Below are 15,115 nucleotides of genomic sequence, written 5' to 3' on the forward strand. Positions count from 1 at the left end.
TACTCCGGTTATGCGCATCTTCTGTAAAAAAGGAAGATTGTTTAATCGGCGTAATCCGCGTTCGGTTTGAGATCTGTTAGTGCTTGGTAGCGATCATTCTTCTTACTTTCTCCATGTCATGGCGCACCATGATGCTTACCAGTTCTCCGAACGATGTCTTCCTTGGGTTCCATCCCAGCAATGTCCGGGCTTTGGTAGGATCTCCTAACAGTTGTTCCACTTCTGCCGGACGGAAATATTTGGGATCAACCTCTACCAATATTTTTCCGGTAGCCACGTCGATACCCTTTTCGTCCACGCCTTCGCCTTCCCAACGAAGTTCGATGCCTGCCTCCTTGAATGCCAGTGCGGCAAATTCGCGTACGGTGTGCATCTCTCCGGTGGCGATTACGAAATCTTCCGGAACGTCATGCTGAAGAATCAGCCACATACATTCCACGTAATCTTTCGCATATCCCCAGTCACGGCGGGCATCCAGATTACCTAAATACAGCTTGTCCTGCTCGCCTTGCGCGATACGTGCGGCAGCGAGAGAAATCTTGCGGGTAACGAATGTTTCGCCACGACGTTCGCTTTCGTGATTGAACAAGATGCCGTTAACGGCAAACATGCCATAGCTTTCGCGGTAGTTCTTGGTGATCCAGAAACCGTACTGCTTTGCCACTCCGTAGGGAGAGCGGGGATAGAACGGAGTTGTCTCCTTTTGCGGAACTTCCTGCACCTTACCGAAGAGCTCGGAGGTGGAAGCCTGATATATCCTTGTTTTCTTTTCCAGTCCCAGGATGCGTACGGCTTCGAGCATACGCAGTGTGCCGATAGCGTCCGCTTCGGCAGTATATTCGGGCACGTCGAACGATACCTTCACATGACTCTGTGCTGCCAGATTGTAGATTTCATCCGGTTGCACCTGCTGTATGATGCGGATCAGTGAGCTGGAGTCCGTCATATCGCCGTAGTGCAGGTTGATGGTACGTTTTTGTTTCATGTCGCGTACCCATTCGTCAAAGTACAAATGCTCGATACGTCCGGTATTGAATGAGGAAGAACGACGGAGGATACCGTGTACTTTGTAACCTTTTTGCAAGAGAAATTCGGCAAGATAAGAACCATCCTGTCCGGTGATGCCTGATATAAGGGCTGTTTTCATATTCCTTTATTTTTTATTTGAAAATACGGGGGACAAATTTCGTTATTTTATGCTGTATATGCAAACCAAGTCTGTTTTATTTTCCCGTTCCTTTTCCCATTACTTTGTCTATGATCAACGCGATGGCTCCGTCGCCCGTCACGTTGCAGGCAGTCCCGAAACTGTCCATGGCGATGTAGAGTGCGATCATCAGCGCCTGTGCCGACTCGTCGAAGCCGAGCATCGATTGCAGGATACCGAGTGCCGCCATGATGGCTCCTCCCGGAACGCCCGGTGCGGCTACCATCGTGATGCCCAGCATAAAGATGAATCCGGCAAATAGCGGGAAGTCGAACGGCATTCCTTGCATCATCATCAGTGCCAGTGCGCAGGCCACGATTTTCAGCGTGCTGCCGGACAGGTGAATGGTGGCGCAGAGCGGAATCACAAATCCTGCAATGTCGGCGGATACTCCGTTCTTCTTCGTCTGCTCCAGCGTCACCGGAATGGTGGCGGCGGACGATTGCGTGCCCAATGCGGTGAAATAGGCCGGCATCATCCTGCCCAGCAACCGGAACGGATTCTTACGGACGAAGAGTGCTGCAATGGAATACTGAAAGACGAGCAGGAAGATATGTAACAGAAAGATAACTCCGATGATTTTGATAAAGACCATCAGAATGGCATATACTTGTCCGGAATGAGTCATATTCAGGAAAATGCCGAAGATGTAAAGCGGCAGTAAAGGCAGGATGACCGCACTGATCATGCGTACGATGATTTCCTGAAAATCCCGTGCTACACTCTTCAGAGCATCGCTGTGCAGTGCCGCCAGTCCCAATCCCAGTGTGAAGGCAAGGATCAATGCCGTCATGACATTCATCAGCGGAGGGATGGATACGGAGAAGTAGGGGAGAATGCCGTGCGCTTCGCTGACTTCTTCGAGCGGCGCGCCCACTTCGATGAGCGAGGGGAACACGGTGACACCGGTGAAGTAGGACAGGAAGCCGGAGAAGAGCGTCGCACCGTAAGCGATGAGGGCGGTGACAAGCAGCATCTTTCCCGCACCTTTGCCGATGTCGGCAATGGCTACGGTGACCAGTCCGACGATAATGAGCGGGATGGAGAAGTTAAGAAATTCACTGAAAATTCCGTTGAACGTAACGAATATTCGTACCAGCGGAGCCGGAAAAATAGTGCCAATGGCAATCCCCAAGATGATAGCAATAATGATGCGTGGCAGCAGGTCGATCTTGATTTTCTTCATTCTGATAGTTATTTGTTGACCACAAAAATAGTATTTTAATCCAAAACTAGCGAACAAATGTGCTTTTCAAGTGTTTCTTACATAAACAATATTTTAAAATATATAAGATATGGCAAATCAGAATAAAACAGATATCGGGTTGATCGGTCTGGCAGTGATGGGTGAGAACCTTGCTTTGAATATGGAAAGCAAGGGCTGGCACGTCTCTGTTTATAATCGTACCGTCCCCGGAGTGGAAGAAGGAGTAGTAGACCGCTTTATGAATGGTCGTGCTAAAGGTAAAAACATTGAAGGTTTTACAGATATAAAGGCTTTTGTGGAATCAATCGCCACCCCTCGCAAGATTATGATGATGGTACGTGCCGGCAGTCCGGTAGACGAACTGATGGATCAGCTTTTCCCTTTGCTTTCTCCCGGAGATATTCTGATTGACGGTGGTAATTCTAATTACGAAGATACCAATCGCCGTGTAAAATTAGCTGAATCGAAAGGCTTCTTGTTTGTAGGAAGCGGAGTGTCGGGCGGTGAGGAAGGTGCGTTGAACGGTGCTTCCATCATGCCCGGAGGATCGGAGAAAGCGTGGCCGGAAGTGAAGCCTGTCTTGCAGAGCATCGCGGCGAAAGCGCCGGACGGAACTCCCTGTTGCCAGTGGGTAGGCCCTGCCGGGTCGGGACATTTTGTGAAGATGATTCACAACGGTATCGAATACGGTGATATGCAGTTGATCGCCGAGGCTTACTGGGTGATGAAGAATCTCATTGATCTGACGAACGAGGAGATGGCGGACGTTTTTGCCCGTTGGAATGAAGGGAAGTTGCGCAGTTATCTGATTGAGATTACTTCTAATATTTTGCGTCACAAGGATAAATCCGGTGGGTATCTGATCGATAAGATTCTCGATGCCGCCGGACAGAAGGGGACGGGAAAGTGGTCTGTCATCAATGCGATGGAGTTGGGGATGCCGTTGGGCTTGATTGCCACGGCGGTGTTCGAACGCAGTCTCTCGGCTCAGAAGGAGTTGCGTCATCTGGCTTCCAAGCAGTTCTTGTGCAAGCATACATTGCCTGTATATAATAAGGCGGAATTGGTGAAGGAGATATTTTCTGCGCTTTACGCTTCCAAGCTGGTGTCGTATGCGCAGGGCTTTGCTGTGTTGCAGCGGGCTTCTGATGCTTTCGGATGGAATTTGGATTTGGCCTCCATTGCCCGTATGTGGCGTGGGGGATGTATCATCCGCAGTATTTTCCTTAATGATATAGCTGCTGCTTTTGAGGCGGCGGATAAGCCGAAGCATTTGTTGCTGGCTCCTTACTTCCGTGAGGAAATCAAGTCTTTGCTCCCCGGATGGAAGAATCTGGTGGCGGAGGCGATGAAGGAGGAATTGCCTGTTCCGGCTTTCTCTTCGGCTTTGAATTATTTTTATTCGCTGACTTCTGACAATTTACCTGCCAATCTGGTGCAGGCGCAACGTGATTATTTCGGTGCGCATACGTTTGAGAGGAAGGATGAGTTGCGCGGACAGTTCTTTCATGAGAATTGGACGGGGCACGGAGGGGAGACGAAGTCGGGGACTTATAATGTGTGAGTACTTTTCTTTTGCCTTGATGCAAAAGAAAGGTACCAAAAGAAAAAATCAAGGCTGCACCTACGGAGCTACTCCGGCCGCATCTCCGGCTAAAGGGCAGGAACTCGCTCCGCTCAAACAGCCTGCCCTTCTTCACGCCGGAGATACAGCCTCCGCTTGACGCTCCTTCGGTGAGGCCGGGAGACCGTTCGGATGGTAAGTTGTAGGTGGGGGTAGTAGTGGGTGTGTGGGTGATTATGCGTTAGGGCGGTTGGTTGAGATTGGTCGGTTTGTCGGTTGGTTGAGGCTGGTCGGTTTAGGTGCGGTGATGGATAGATAAAAGGTAAAAAGTTAAAAATACGACGATGGATAAATTTGCAATGATTATTTTTGGTGCTTCGGGCGACTTGACTAAACGCAAGTTGATGCCTGCATTGTACTCTCTGTATCGGGATAAACGGCTGACGGGGAGTTTTACTGTTCTGGGAATTGGGCGTACTGTCTATTCTGATGAAGATTACCGTTCATATATACTTGGGGAGTTGCAGCAGTTTGTAAAGGCTGAAGAGCAGAATTTGGAGCTGATGTCTTCTTTTGTGTCTCATTTGTATTATTTGCCGATGGATCCTGCGAAAGTGGAGGGATATTCGCAGTTGCGGGAGCGTTTGGTAGAGCTTACGAAGGAGGTCGATCCGGATAATTTGTTGTTCTATCTGGCTACTCCGCCTTCGCTGTATGGGGTGGTGCCTTTGCATTTGAAGGCGGCCGGGCTGAATACTCCTCATTCTCGTATTATTGTTGAGAAGCCATTCGGGTATGATCTGGAGTCGGCGCTTGAGTTGAATAAGATTTACTCTTCTGTGTTTGATGAGCATCAGATTTATCGTATCGATCATTTTCTAGGCAAGGAGACGGCGCAGAATGTGCTTGCTTTCCGTTTCGCCAATGGTATTTTTGAGCCGTTATGGAATCGTAATTATATTGATTATGTGGAGATTACTGCTGTAGAGAATCTGGGTATTGAGCAGCGTGGAGGTTTTTACGAGACGGCGGGGGCTTTGCGGGATATGGTGCAGAATCACTTGATTCAGCTCGTAGCCCTTACGGCTATGGAGCCGCCGGCGGTATTCAATGCGGATAATTTCCGGAATGAGGTAGTGAAGGTTTATGAGTCGCTGACTCCGCTTACGGAGACGGACTTGAATGAACATATCGTTCGCGGACAATATACGGCTTCGGGCAATAAGAAGGGGTATCGTGAGGAAAAGGGAGTGGCTCCCGACTCGCGTACGGAGACTTATATTGCGATGAAGCTGGGCATCAGTAACTGGCGTTGGAGCGGGGTACCGTTCTACATCCGTACCGGTAAGCAGATGCCGACGAAGGTGACGGAGATTGTCGTTCACTTCCGCGAGACGCCCCATCAGATGTTCCGCTGTTCCGGCGGTAACTGTCCGAGGGCTAATAAGTTGATCCTTCGTTTGCAACCAAACGAGGGTATTGTGCTGAAGATCGGAATGAAGGTTCCGGGTGCAGGTTTCGAAGTCCGTCAGGTGACGATGGATTTCAGTTACGCACAGTTGGGCGGCGTGCCGAGCGGTGACGCTTATGCCCGTCTGATTGACGACTGCATTCAGGGAGATCCGACCTTATTTACTCGAAGTGACGCTGTAGAGGCTTCCTGGAATTTCTTTGATCCGGTCTTACGTTATTGGAAAGATAATCCGGACGCACCTTTGTACGGCTATCCGGCAGGTACGTGGGGACCTCTCGAAAGTGAAGCTATGATGCACGAGCATGGGGCAGACTGGACCAACCCGTGTAAGAACTTAACAAATACAGACCAATATTGCGAACTATGAAACTATCTGTTTTCCCGTCGTCTATGGAGACAGCCCGTTCGTTGATATTCCACTTGGTGGATATCATGAATGCTGAACCGGACAAAACGTTCAACATAGCAGTGAGTGGTGGCAGTACTCCCGCCTTGATGTTTGATTTATGGGCAAATGAATACGCTGATATTACTCCTTGGAAGCGTATGAAACTTTATTGGGTAGACGAACGTTGCGTTCCTCCCGAAGATTCTGATAGTAATTATGGAATGATGCGTTCCCTGCTTTTGGGGATAGTGCCCATTCCTTACGAAAATGTATACCGCATTCGCGGTGAAGAGAAACCGGCAAAGAAGCAGCCCGCTATTCCGAACTTGTCAGCAGGCAGGTACCCAAGAAGAATGGTTGGCCCGAATTTGACATTGTGCTGTTGGGAGCGGGAGATGACGGACATACTTCCTCTATCTTCCCCGGACAGGAGGCTTTGCTCTCTTCCGACCAGATTTATGTGACCAGCACTCATCCCCGCAACGGACAGAAACGCATTGCAATGACCGGATTCCCGATTCTGACTGCCCGCCTTGTTATTTTTCTGATTACCGGAAAAGCGAAGGCGGAAGTGGTGGAAGAAATCTGCCACTCGGGAGATACGGGACCGGCGGCTTATATAGCGCATCATGCGGAGAATGTCGAACTCTTTATGGATGCCGGAGCCGCGATGTATGTGCGGAATGACTGAAAAGAGAGAGACAATATAAAGACAAAGTATATTATATATAAGAAGAGAGAGTAACATTGGAGAAGAGAGAAGCTCACGGGGTCGAAGCCGGGAGCTTCTTGCCTATGTAGCCATTCGGTTTTATCACCGGATATATCTTATGGGCGAAACTAAAAAACTAAAATTAAAAGAATATGAATCCATTTCAAAATTCGTTCGGCGGTCATATCCCACAGGATGTGGCCGGAAAACAGGGAGAGAATGTAATATTTATAGTCTATAACCTGACAGATTCCCCCGATACGGTTGATAAAGTAAAGGATGTATGTGCCAATTTCTCGGCAATGATCCGTAGTATGCGCAATCGTTTTCCTGATATGCAATTCAGTTGCACGATGGGATTCGGGGCTGATGCGTGGACGCGGCTTTTCCCCGATAAGGGTAAACCGAAAGAGCTGAGTACTTTCTCCGAGATAAAAGGGGAGAAGTATACAGCTGTTTCTACTCCCGGTGATTTGTTGTTCCATATTCGGGCGAAGCAGATGGGGCTGTGTTTCGAGTTTGCTTCTATCCTTGATGAGAAGCTCAAAGGGGCTGTGGTGTCTGTTGATGAGACGCATGGGTTCCGCTATATGGATGGTAAGGCGATTATCGGCTTTGTGGACGGTACGGAGAATCCTGCTGTCGATGAGAATCCCTATCATTTTGCGGTGATAGGCGAGGAGGATGCGGATTTTGCAGGAGGCAGTTATGTGTTTGTGCAGAAGTACATTCATGATATGGTTGCGTGGAATGCGCTTTCGGTGGAACAGCAGGAAAAGGTGATCGGACGTCATAAGTTCAATGATGTGGAGCTGTCGGACGAAGAGAAGCCGGAGAATGCACATAATGCTGTGACCAATATCGGTGATGATCTGAAGATTGTACGTGCCAATATGCCGTTTGCCAATACTTCGAAGGGGGAGTATGGTACGTATTTTATTGGGTATGCTAGTACATTCAGCACGACTCGCCGGATGTTGGAGAATATGTTTATCGGTAGTCCGGCGGGGAATACCGACCGCTTGCTCGATTTCAGTACGGCAATAACGGGGACGCTTTTCTTTGCGCCGTCGTATGATTTGCTGGGCGAGTTGGGTGAGTAAATCACCGGACGGTGCGAATCTGATAAAAACGTGGTGGGAAGTTCGGAAAAGATGGTTATGTTTTCCGGATTTCCCACCACGTTTTGTTCTTTGAACTCTGTTTCTTTTTGTACTTTCTCCCGAATTTCATGAAATAAAGGGGAAAAAGTGAGAGGAGTGAGAGAGGATTTCTAACATTCGTATTTTTTTTAGTTGAAAATTAGAGAGTAGAAACAGTGAAATAAAAATATAAAAGTTGCAATTCCTCTCTCACTTCCCTCACTTTTTTGGGATAAACTTCTTTTTCCTATGCCCTTTGTACTATTGTCGGATCATTGGGAGATTTCTTTAAGAAATCGTTTCTGATAACGTATGCATCCATCTTCTCTGTATCGAAGGGGTTCAGTAAAGAAGCTATTTCGGCTTTGCTCAATGAGGGATTGAGCCATTTTACTTCTTCCTCTTGGGTGAGTATGGCGGGCATCCGGTGCTTGGTGTTATCGATGTAATCGGTCAGCGAATTGGTGTCAGTGGTGATGATGGAGAAAGTTTCGTGTTCCTCTCCCGTATCCTTGTCCAGCCAACGGTCGTAGATGCCGGCCATCGAGAAGATAGGTTCATCTTTCACATATATATAATAAGGTATCTTGTTTGCTCCTTCATGCCTCCATTCAAAGTAGCCGGTACTGGGCACTATACACCGTTTCTTCATGATCGGTTCTCGGAAAGACGGTTTCTCGAAAATGGTATCCGCACGGGCATTGAGTGTCATCTTTCTTATTTCTGTCGCATCCTCTTCGCTTCTTACCCAGAAAGGGATGAGTCCCCAGTTGAAAACCTGTACTTCGTCCGAAGAAGTAATGATGGGATATCTGGGGAAAGTGAACGCATTCACATGATACTGTTCGTCAAGAATGCTTTGGTATATCTCGACTACATCCGATTGGCGTCCGTAACGGGCGGCAACTTTGATGGCTTTGGCTGACATGGAGTTGTGGAAACACATATTATCTGCAATTAATGTTTATAATTTGGTTGATATCAGTAGTATAACGTCCGGAGAGCTGTTCTTGTTTGAGCATCCATTCTCTTCCGTTGCCTTGCACGGCCAGTTTGATGCGTTGACCGTGTTCACCGTTGATCTTGTCTATGATTTGCATGAGTTTATGATGCTTCTCACGGTCGACGGAATCAAAAAGTCCGAGTTGCGCATCTTCTGTTATTTCGGTGATGATGACGCCTGCCTTCTTGTATTGATAGCCTTGCATGAAGATGTTTTTCAGTCCGATAAGTGCGTAATGGATAATCTCTTGCGTGTCATTGCTCGGTACGGGAAGATGGATGACGGTGTTCTTCCAGTATTGCGGAAGGTCTTCCCGAAAGTTATTGGTGTGGATAAATACCAGGAGAGAATGGGCATACGCTTTCTGTTTCCGGAGCTTTCGGGCACAGGTCGATGCGTGTGTGGCGATGGCTTCTATCAGGGTATCGATGTCGGAGATCATCTTTCCGAAAGACCTGGATGTACAAATCTGTTTCTTTGCCGGAGGAATGGATTCCATGCGGATGCAGGAAATGCCACGAAGTTCCTTCCAGGTGCGTTCGCCTGTCACGGTCATTTCTTTGCGCACCCATGCTTCGGGAAGTTGGATGAAGTCATAAGCCGTCTTTACCCCTTGCTTTTCGAGTTTGGCGGCTTGCTTGTGTCCGATGCCCCAAACATCTCTTATCTCTGTCTGTTGCAGGGCTTTGAGATGCTTCTCTTCTGTGTCGATGATGCACACCCGATTGTATGCAGGATACTTTTTCGCAAATTTATTCGCTATTTTGGCGAGCGTCTTTGTGGAGGCTATTCCCAGACTCATGGGGATGCCGGTACCACGGGTCACGCTGTTTACGATGTTTGTCCCCAGCGGTTGCAATTCCTTTATGCCGTCCAGATTTAGAAACGCTTCGTCTATCGAGTAGACTTCGATTTCTGGAGCCAGTTCGGTAAGTATCGACATGACTCGTCCGGACATATCGCCATATAGGGTATAGTTTGACGAAAAGACGGCGATTCCGTGGCTGTCTATCAGATTCTTAATTTGATAGGCGGGGACGCCCATCTTAATTCCCAGTTCTTTGGCTTCGTTGCTGCGCGCTATCACACAACCATCATTGTTGGAAAGTACAATGACAGGTTTTCCGTTGAGAGCCGGATTGAATACCCGTTCGCAGGAAGCATAAAAGTTATTGCAATCTATTAGTCCGAACATTATCTTTTCCTCCGATTCTTTTTGATTGTAAATGTAACGATTCCCCAGATCATGAAGTCATTCTCCTTGGTTACTTTTATCAGTGGATAATCCGGATTGGAAGGGACCAGCCAGATAGCTTCCGGTTCCAGTCTCACTCTTTTGACGGTGAACTCGCCATCGATAAAGCATACTGCCAAATCATCATCCATCAGCTCCAATGACTTGTCGATGACCAGTATGTCACCTTCTTCTATTCCTTCGTCTCTCATCGAGTCTCCCGTCACACGTCCGTAGAACGTTGACGCCGGATGACGGATCAGTTCTTTGTTCAAGTCAATCGCCTGTTCCATATAGTCCTGGGCAGGGGAGGGGAAGCCGGCCTTGATTCCTTCATCGGCAAATTGCAACGGAAGGCTGCTGGATATATCTATCTTATGTATCTCTATTTGTTTGTTCATAACTTGTTTGTTTATTACCCATGTGTATTCCCTATAAACAAACGGAGTCAAGTCTTTGCTCGCAAAAAGAAATGCATTAAGATTTAATAGAATATAAAAGAGCTTTATGTATAATCAAACTTTATGTTATTTTTCTTTGATTTAGTGCTATCGTTCAGCTTGTTCTATAAATAGATAAATAAAAAGTGCTTCCTAGATCGTCCGCCGACGAGGAAGCACTCAACACAAAAACTAAACTAGACACATTTTTGGAAATCTAGTTGTATATTCTGTATATCAATTATATAGTCCTGCTTTTTTTTATGGTTCGACCATAATTCGACCATTTGATGTTTTATGTACTATCAAGATTTCTATATTTCATATTTTATATTACTTTAAATATTATATTTGCGCATTGTCAAACTAAAATAGTGCGTTTATGAAATCGTTATTAAAAAATGTCCTAAGAAGGATAAGTAAAAAACAATCTTCTAAAGAAGATAATGCAACAGCCTTTTATCCCCAGTGTTGTGCAAAAGTGGATGATTCCGCTCGTATGCGTATAAAAATGTCTTATGACCAAAATGTAAAAGAAACTATATCAAGCTTGAAAACACTTGCTAATGATATGTCTAGTGGCTTTGTTACTTTTAAAAAGTTTCAGACTAGGCGTTATCAATACAACCCGGATGCAGATGCAACTCTATATGCTTCAAGACTGCTTCGTGCAGCTTCTATATTGGAGTTCCTATTAACTGATCCTGATAATAAATCTTAGAGATTCATTTTTTCAGCTAGAGCAGAGAGCCCTATCAGTAGTTCAGTTATATTTTTGGCTTTTCCGACAACATCATCAACTTTCGCTGCTGTATCAGGGCTTAACTCCTTTTCTAATCGTTCTAGCTGCATTTGAAATGTATCAAAACTTAATATATATAAGTCTCTTTCAACAGTGAATCCCCCTTTTTCTGCAAAATTGAATATTTCAAAATTCAACGTAAGATATTCAATACCATATCCTTTATAGTCAATAAATCTCCTATTTTTGAACTCCTCTAAAACTATTTCATATTGTTCTTTACTGATCCTAAGGTCTGGTATATCTTTATAATTTAGTTTAGCTGTTCTTTTCCCGTTTGCTACAACCAAAATATAATTTAATACTTTATCCTTCTCTTCAGCTGTTATAACTAAAGGATATTCTCTTTCATCTTTTGGGGGTACAGTTCTAATTGGGCGCATATTTGAAAAAAATATTTATTCTATTGTTTATATAGTTTCATTCTAGTATCACTGTAATACATTATATCTTTTTCTATTTCGCAGGGAATTGTTAAGTTGTCTTTTTCTACTATTAGATTCACTATATTGTTATTTATAGAGTATTTACCTGATACCGTTTCTTTCCATTCATATTCTAAATCCTCATTATCATCTGCAACATTATATATTGTGAAAGATTTTAAACCAAAAGATATAGCGAAGAAAGGTCTTAAATAAGGAGTTCCTTCTTCAAACGACAATCGAGTTTTGCCATACCAATCTTTTGTAGAAGTCCATGTTGTTCCTGCTAAGTTAATACTGTCATCAGAACATGAGCTAAATATCAGTACTAATAAAAGGGGTAGTATAAAAAAAGTCTTTTTCATACATATATATTTATCCTATATTTCGTTCATTCTTCAACATAGCCAGTTCACCCTTTAATTTTTGGTTTTCTTCCAAAAGCCGTTGGGTAAGCATTGTCTTCTCATTGATTTCATCCTGCAAATTGGCTATGGTATATACAATACTTTTCAATTTGTCCATTCCTGGTTCTGTTTCTTCTTTTTGAATGAGCATGGAACCAGTTCCTCTTAACAACCATTCAGCGGAAATTTCCTCAAATGAGGATGAAATTGCTATTATTGTTGCAAGGCTAATTTCTCTTTTTCCTATCAGTTGATTATTAATAGTTGTGGGCTTTAATCCACACTTAATAGCAAATCCCCTCTCTGATAGCCCTGAATAGGTTATTACTTCTTTAATTCTGTTTATCATAATCAATCAAAAGTTAAATATCCACAAATGGGGATATAAAATAGGTTTTAAATTTTTAAATATCCACATTTGAGGATATATTTGCATCATAAATCAATCAATCATACAAACATACAAAAATTGATTGATAAAACCAATTAAAGAATAACGATTATGAGCTACAATTTATCACAAATAATGAAGTCTGCACACCGCAATTACAAGAAGGGTGGAAAAACATTTTCAGAGTGTTTAAAATCTGCATGGAGCTTCGCAAAACTCCAAGAAAGTTTCTCACCGGAAGCAGTGAAATCAAGAACTGATAAATTTTTAGCTGAAAGACATGAAGCTATGAGCAAGACTGCCAAAGCTACACTTAGCAAGGAATATAATAACCTTAATATTCCCGTTTCCGCTTACTACAACCCAAATAGTACTCATTACGGTGCACATTACGTCGGAGATTAATCAAATTATACAACAATGGATAAAAGAACCGAACTAGAAATACAGCGAGACAAATATGAAGCTGTGATTGAAGAACGAGACGCGTTGATCAGCTCTTTGAGAGGTGAGAATGAAAAACTCAAACGAGATTTAGAATCAGAACGTGGATTTTATAGAGAGAAAGTTTCCCAATGTGATGATTTGAAGAAATTTATTGAATCGCAACGAAACTTAATGGACATAGTTTTGAAGAACAACCAAAGTATTCTCTAACCCTCACTAAAGTCAAACCAAACCGCCGGTTATCCGGTACCCAGTCCGGTCTTTGAGCCTGCCCTTGAAGGGAGACTGGGAACAACAGAGAAGAGTTCTTTGACATATTGGTAAAATGGTGTTTTGGAAGCCGACACGTGCTGAAAGGGATTACTGACGTAGGCGGGCTTCTCAACGATATAATGCTGTGGTTAATGGTCAAGCCGTATCGTTGTAAAACTAAATCAGTTAGACGTTTGTCGGCAAATCGAGGTATTTGCTTTATGTATATAAAGGTGATGTAGCTCAGGCAGGTTAGAGCGCTGTGTGTGGTGGATGGTTGAGAGTTCGAGTCTCTCAAGAAATACTCTTAGCTTAACGGAAGAGCACCACAAGCAGAGGTCGGCGGTTCGAATCCGCTCATCGCTTCAATGTTTAATTTAAAATTAGATTGTATGGAAAAGGATATTCAGAGACGTAACGTAATTGATGTATTACGGAGTATGGATGTTGGTGCAATAGAAGTATTTCCTATCGTTCAGAAACCGTCTGTAACTAATACATTGAATGCTCGGCTTTATAAAGAAAAAGCTGAAGGAATGGCTTGGAAAACAAAGTCAGATGTAAAAAATATGCAGTTTATAGTAACCAGAATTGCATAACTACCTTGCTTGTTGAGATGATCAGAGGTGAAATGGCTGAAATATTGCTAGATAATATTCTCCGTCTGTTTTCTACAGAAACGTTTGGAAAAGATAAGTCTGCGTATTATGTGGGTGGGGAAAAGAAATTGATGAATCTTATAGAAGCGGGTAAGATTGAAAGTGATAAGCCCACTAATGTCCAAAACGGCAAGTGGCATTGTAATGCTGCTCAAGTATTACTTCATTGCCGATGTGCGGGAAGGAAAGTTAAATCTAAAAAACGGAAGAAATGAAAAAGATTAAAGTGATACAGTATGCCATGATGTTCATTGCCTTATGGACAACACTGTATCTTATAGATAGCATTGAAGTTAGCAAGAAAGAATTTATTGCTGCTTTTGTATTGGTGACTGTCGTATCAGTGAATTATATCTGTTTTCGATACTACGAAGATAGGAAACAAAATAAGGATAGCCTGTGAAGGTCTGCATTGCTTAATTTTAGTATTTGTCATGTTTATTTAGCCCGGTTCGCCGGGCATCTGCCGGGATAGCCCAGTTGGTTAGAGCGCATGTTTCTACATGAGGTCAGCGGTTCGAATCCGTTTCCCGGCTCAACTCAATCAGAGTTAAGTAACCCGTGAGGGTGAAAATATATTTGCATTATATATACAATCAATGTAGCCGGAAGCGTCTGGCTACGACCTGAAGGAATGGCGGAATTGGTAAACGCAAGTATGCAGATAGATTGAAGAAAGTCATACATAGGTAATCTATCATCCCGGTTCGAGTCCGGGTTCCTTCACAGAGAATTTTTCTTTTTATGTTTAACTAATGTTGCCAGCGAAAAGGACGCTGTAGGGTTAAAGCCCCTGTTATTTGAGTTTTAATTGTTCTATACTATTCCGGTGTGCTTTGAACGGCTATCCGGAAGCAAGAAGCTCGTGAGAGTGCTATTTAATAGTTAATGTCGTGTTTTATTTTGTGTTTGTGTTCTAAGTGAATGGTTCGTGAGAATAGTTCACTTTAAACGGATGGCTGGTGTAATTGGCAGCATATGCAGGTATGCGTGATGTGGGTTCGAGACCCACGCCATTCACCCTTTTGATCCTATTAAATTATAGTAGTTCATGAGTTTTGTTTTGTGTTTGTGATTGGGGTGTATGGTCTGTGAAGATAGTGCACCTTTTTAATTAATCGGGCGGATATGTATATCGTTGGCTGAAACTGCGGTGAGGTGCACCAATATTCCGTGAGACCGGTTCGACTCCGGTTCCGTCCACTAGCATTTACATTATGTATAAATCAGGGAGCCGTACACCCTTCAAGCGTAGCCGTTCCATAAGGTACATTGGATTATTCATTTTCTTATTTTTCTGCCTGTACAATACCGTACAGGCAGTTTTTAACTACCTGAAAATGGCGTTAAAATGGCGAAGT

18 protein-coding genes, 4 tRNA genes and 1 pseudogene are annotated in these 15,115 nt (G+C 44.1%); 15 read left to right on the forward strand and 8 right to left on the reverse strand.

Going from position 1 to position 15,115, the window contains the following annotated elements; translation table 11 throughout:
• Nucleotides 1–76: 76 nt before the first annotated feature.
• The gene (gene gmd, locus NBH01_RS11865; protein ID WP_234141481.1) at nucleotides 77–1,147 is read right to left on the reverse strand and encodes a GDP-mannose 4,6-dehydratase; all 1,071 of its coding nucleotides are present in this window, start codon (nucleotides 1,145–1,147) and stop codon (nucleotides 77–79) included.
• Nucleotides 1,148–1,223: 76 nt separating this feature from the next.
• The gene (locus tag NBH01_RS11870) at nucleotides 1,224–2,393 is read right to left on the reverse strand and encodes a dicarboxylate/amino acid:cation symporter (protein ID WP_048696908.1); all 1,170 of its coding nucleotides are present in this window, start codon (nucleotides 2,391–2,393) and stop codon (nucleotides 1,224–1,226) included.
• A 109-nt stretch (nucleotides 2,394–2,502) separates the two neighbouring features.
• Here NBH01_RS11870 and gnd point away from each other — a divergent pair, with 109 nt between their 5' ends.
• The 5 genes and pseudogenes from gnd to NBH01_RS11895 all read left to right on the forward strand — a co-directional run bounded on the left by gnd (nucleotide 2,503) and on the right by NBH01_RS11895 (nucleotide 7,655).
• Nucleotides 2,503–3,978 carry a decarboxylating NADP(+)-dependent phosphogluconate dehydrogenase gene (gnd, locus tag NBH01_RS11875; RefSeq protein WP_008763418.1) on the forward strand — a complete coding sequence of 492 codons (1,476 nt, stop codon included), beginning with the start codon at nucleotides 2,503–2,505 and terminating at the stop codon, nucleotides 3,976–3,978.
• Nucleotides 3,971–4,138 (forward strand): hypothetical protein, encoded by a 168-nt coding sequence (locus NBH01_RS11880; protein ID WP_165360425.1) that lies wholly within the window; start codon nucleotides 3,971–3,973, stop codon nucleotides 4,136–4,138. The genes gnd and NBH01_RS11880 overlap by 8 nt, the downstream gene beginning before the upstream one ends.
• A 184-nt stretch (nucleotides 4,139–4,322) precedes the next feature.
• A complete protein-coding gene (zwf, locus tag NBH01_RS11885; RefSeq protein WP_008763420.1) occupies nucleotides 4,323–5,819 on the forward strand; it encodes a glucose-6-phosphate dehydrogenase in 1,497 nt (498 codons plus the stop codon).
• Nucleotides 5,816–6,531 (forward strand): annotated as a pseudogene (pgl, locus tag NBH01_RS11890) (6-phosphogluconolactonase). Before zwf ends, pgl begins: the two are co-directional and overlap by 4 nt.
• A gap of 173 nt (nucleotides 6,532–6,704) precedes the next feature.
• On the forward strand, nucleotides 6,705–7,655 hold the full coding sequence (locus NBH01_RS11895; protein ID WP_234141480.1) for a Dyp-type peroxidase: 951 nt from the start codon (nucleotides 6,705–6,707) through the stop codon (nucleotides 7,653–7,655).
• A 286-nt stretch (nucleotides 7,656–7,941) separates the two neighbouring features.
• Here the strand turns inward: NBH01_RS11895 and NBH01_RS11900 are convergent, their stop codons facing one another.
• Genes NBH01_RS11900 through NBH01_RS11910 form a run of 3 tightly spaced genes read right to left on the reverse strand, consistent with a single transcriptional unit; the run spans nucleotide 7,942 to nucleotide 10,332 of the window.
• Complete coding sequence (locus NBH01_RS11900; RefSeq protein WP_234141478.1) at nucleotides 7,942–8,640, reverse strand: SOS response-associated peptidase; 699 nt, start codon at nucleotides 8,638–8,640, stop codon at nucleotides 7,942–7,944.
• 1 nt (nucleotide 8,641) lies between these two features.
• Nucleotides 8,642–9,892: a Y-family DNA polymerase gene (locus NBH01_RS11905; protein WP_234141471.1), complete on the reverse strand. Its 1,251-nt coding sequence runs from the start codon at nucleotides 9,890–9,892 to the stop codon at nucleotides 8,642–8,644.
• On the reverse strand, nucleotides 9,892–10,332 hold the full coding sequence (locus NBH01_RS11910; protein ID WP_055217582.1) for a LexA family protein: 441 nt from the start codon (nucleotides 10,330–10,332) through the stop codon (nucleotides 9,892–9,894). Before NBH01_RS11910 ends, NBH01_RS11905 begins: the two co-directional genes overlap by 1 nt.
• 421 nt (nucleotides 10,333–10,753) lie before the next feature.
• On the opposite strand from NBH01_RS11910, the gene NBH01_RS11915 reads away from it, so the two are divergent.
• Nucleotides 10,754–11,092 carry a hypothetical protein gene (locus NBH01_RS11915; RefSeq protein WP_004300192.1) on the forward strand — a complete coding sequence of 113 codons (339 nt, stop codon included), beginning with the start codon at nucleotides 10,754–10,756 and terminating at the stop codon, nucleotides 11,090–11,092.
• Here the strand turns inward: NBH01_RS11915 and NBH01_RS11920 are convergent.
• Genes NBH01_RS11920 through NBH01_RS11930 form a run of 3 tightly spaced genes read right to left on the reverse strand, consistent with a single transcriptional unit; the run spans nucleotide 11,089 to nucleotide 12,354 of the window.
• Entirely contained in the window at nucleotides 11,089–11,556 is a 468-nt protein-coding gene (locus NBH01_RS11920) for a hypothetical protein (protein ID WP_004318837.1), read from the reverse strand. The genes NBH01_RS11915 and NBH01_RS11920 overlap by 4 nt on opposite strands.
• Nucleotides 11,557–11,576: 20 nt before the next feature.
• Complete coding sequence (locus NBH01_RS11925; protein WP_118443525.1) at nucleotides 11,577–11,963, reverse strand: hypothetical protein; 387 nt, start codon at nucleotides 11,961–11,963, stop codon at nucleotides 11,577–11,579.
• Between the two features lie 10 nt (nucleotides 11,964–11,973).
• The gene (locus tag NBH01_RS11930; RefSeq protein ID WP_181982437.1) at nucleotides 11,974–12,354 is read right to left on the reverse strand and encodes a helix-turn-helix domain-containing protein; all 381 of its coding nucleotides are present in this window, start codon (nucleotides 12,352–12,354) and stop codon (nucleotides 11,974–11,976) included.
• A 153-nt stretch (nucleotides 12,355–12,507) separates the two neighbouring features.
• On the opposite strand from NBH01_RS11930, the gene NBH01_RS11935 reads away from it, so the two are divergent.
• From NBH01_RS11935 to NBH01_RS11975, 9 genes are all read left to right on the forward strand, one after another.
• Nucleotides 12,508–12,801 (forward strand): hypothetical protein, encoded by a 294-nt coding sequence (locus NBH01_RS11935; RefSeq protein ID WP_115484181.1) that lies wholly within the window; start codon nucleotides 12,508–12,510, stop codon nucleotides 12,799–12,801.
• A gap of 15 nt (nucleotides 12,802–12,816) precedes the next feature.
• On the forward strand, nucleotides 12,817–13,053 hold the full coding sequence (locus tag NBH01_RS11940) for a hypothetical protein (RefSeq protein WP_004300198.1): 237 nt from the start codon (nucleotides 12,817–12,819) through the stop codon (nucleotides 13,051–13,053).
• A 274-nt stretch (nucleotides 13,054–13,327) separates the two neighbouring features.
• Nucleotides 13,328–13,461 (forward strand) — tRNA-OTHER (locus NBH01_RS11945).
• 26 nt (nucleotides 13,462–13,487) lie between these two features.
• A complete protein-coding gene (locus NBH01_RS11950) occupies nucleotides 13,488–13,694 on the forward strand; it encodes a hypothetical protein (protein WP_004318833.1) in 207 nt (68 codons plus the stop codon).
• A 17-nt stretch (nucleotides 13,695–13,711) separates the two neighbouring features.
• Complete coding sequence (locus NBH01_RS11955; protein ID WP_004300201.1) at nucleotides 13,712–13,969, forward strand: hypothetical protein; 258 nt, start codon at nucleotides 13,712–13,714, stop codon at nucleotides 13,967–13,969.
• Nucleotides 13,966–14,157, forward strand: a complete 192-nt coding sequence (locus NBH01_RS11960; protein ID WP_004300202.1) for a hypothetical protein — start codon at nucleotides 13,966–13,968, stop codon at nucleotides 14,155–14,157. The genes NBH01_RS11955 and NBH01_RS11960 overlap by 4 nt, the downstream gene beginning before the upstream one ends.
• Nucleotides 14,158–14,219: 62 nt before the next feature.
• A tRNA-OTHER gene (locus NBH01_RS11965) sits at nucleotides 14,220–14,290 on the forward strand.
• A 92-nt stretch (nucleotides 14,291–14,382) separates the two neighbouring features.
• Nucleotides 14,383–14,480 (forward strand) — tRNA-OTHER (locus tag NBH01_RS11970).
• Between the two features lie 394 nt (nucleotides 14,481–14,874).
• Nucleotides 14,875–14,957, forward strand: a tRNA-OTHER gene (locus NBH01_RS11975).
• The last annotated feature ends 158 nt before the right edge of the window (nucleotides 14,958–15,115 follow it).

Source organism: Bacteroides sp. B1-V-101 (assembly GCF_023656585.1).
GTDB classification, from domain to species: Bacteria; Bacteroidota; Bacteroidia; order Bacteroidales; family Bacteroidaceae; genus Bacteroides; species Bacteroides thetaiotaomicron.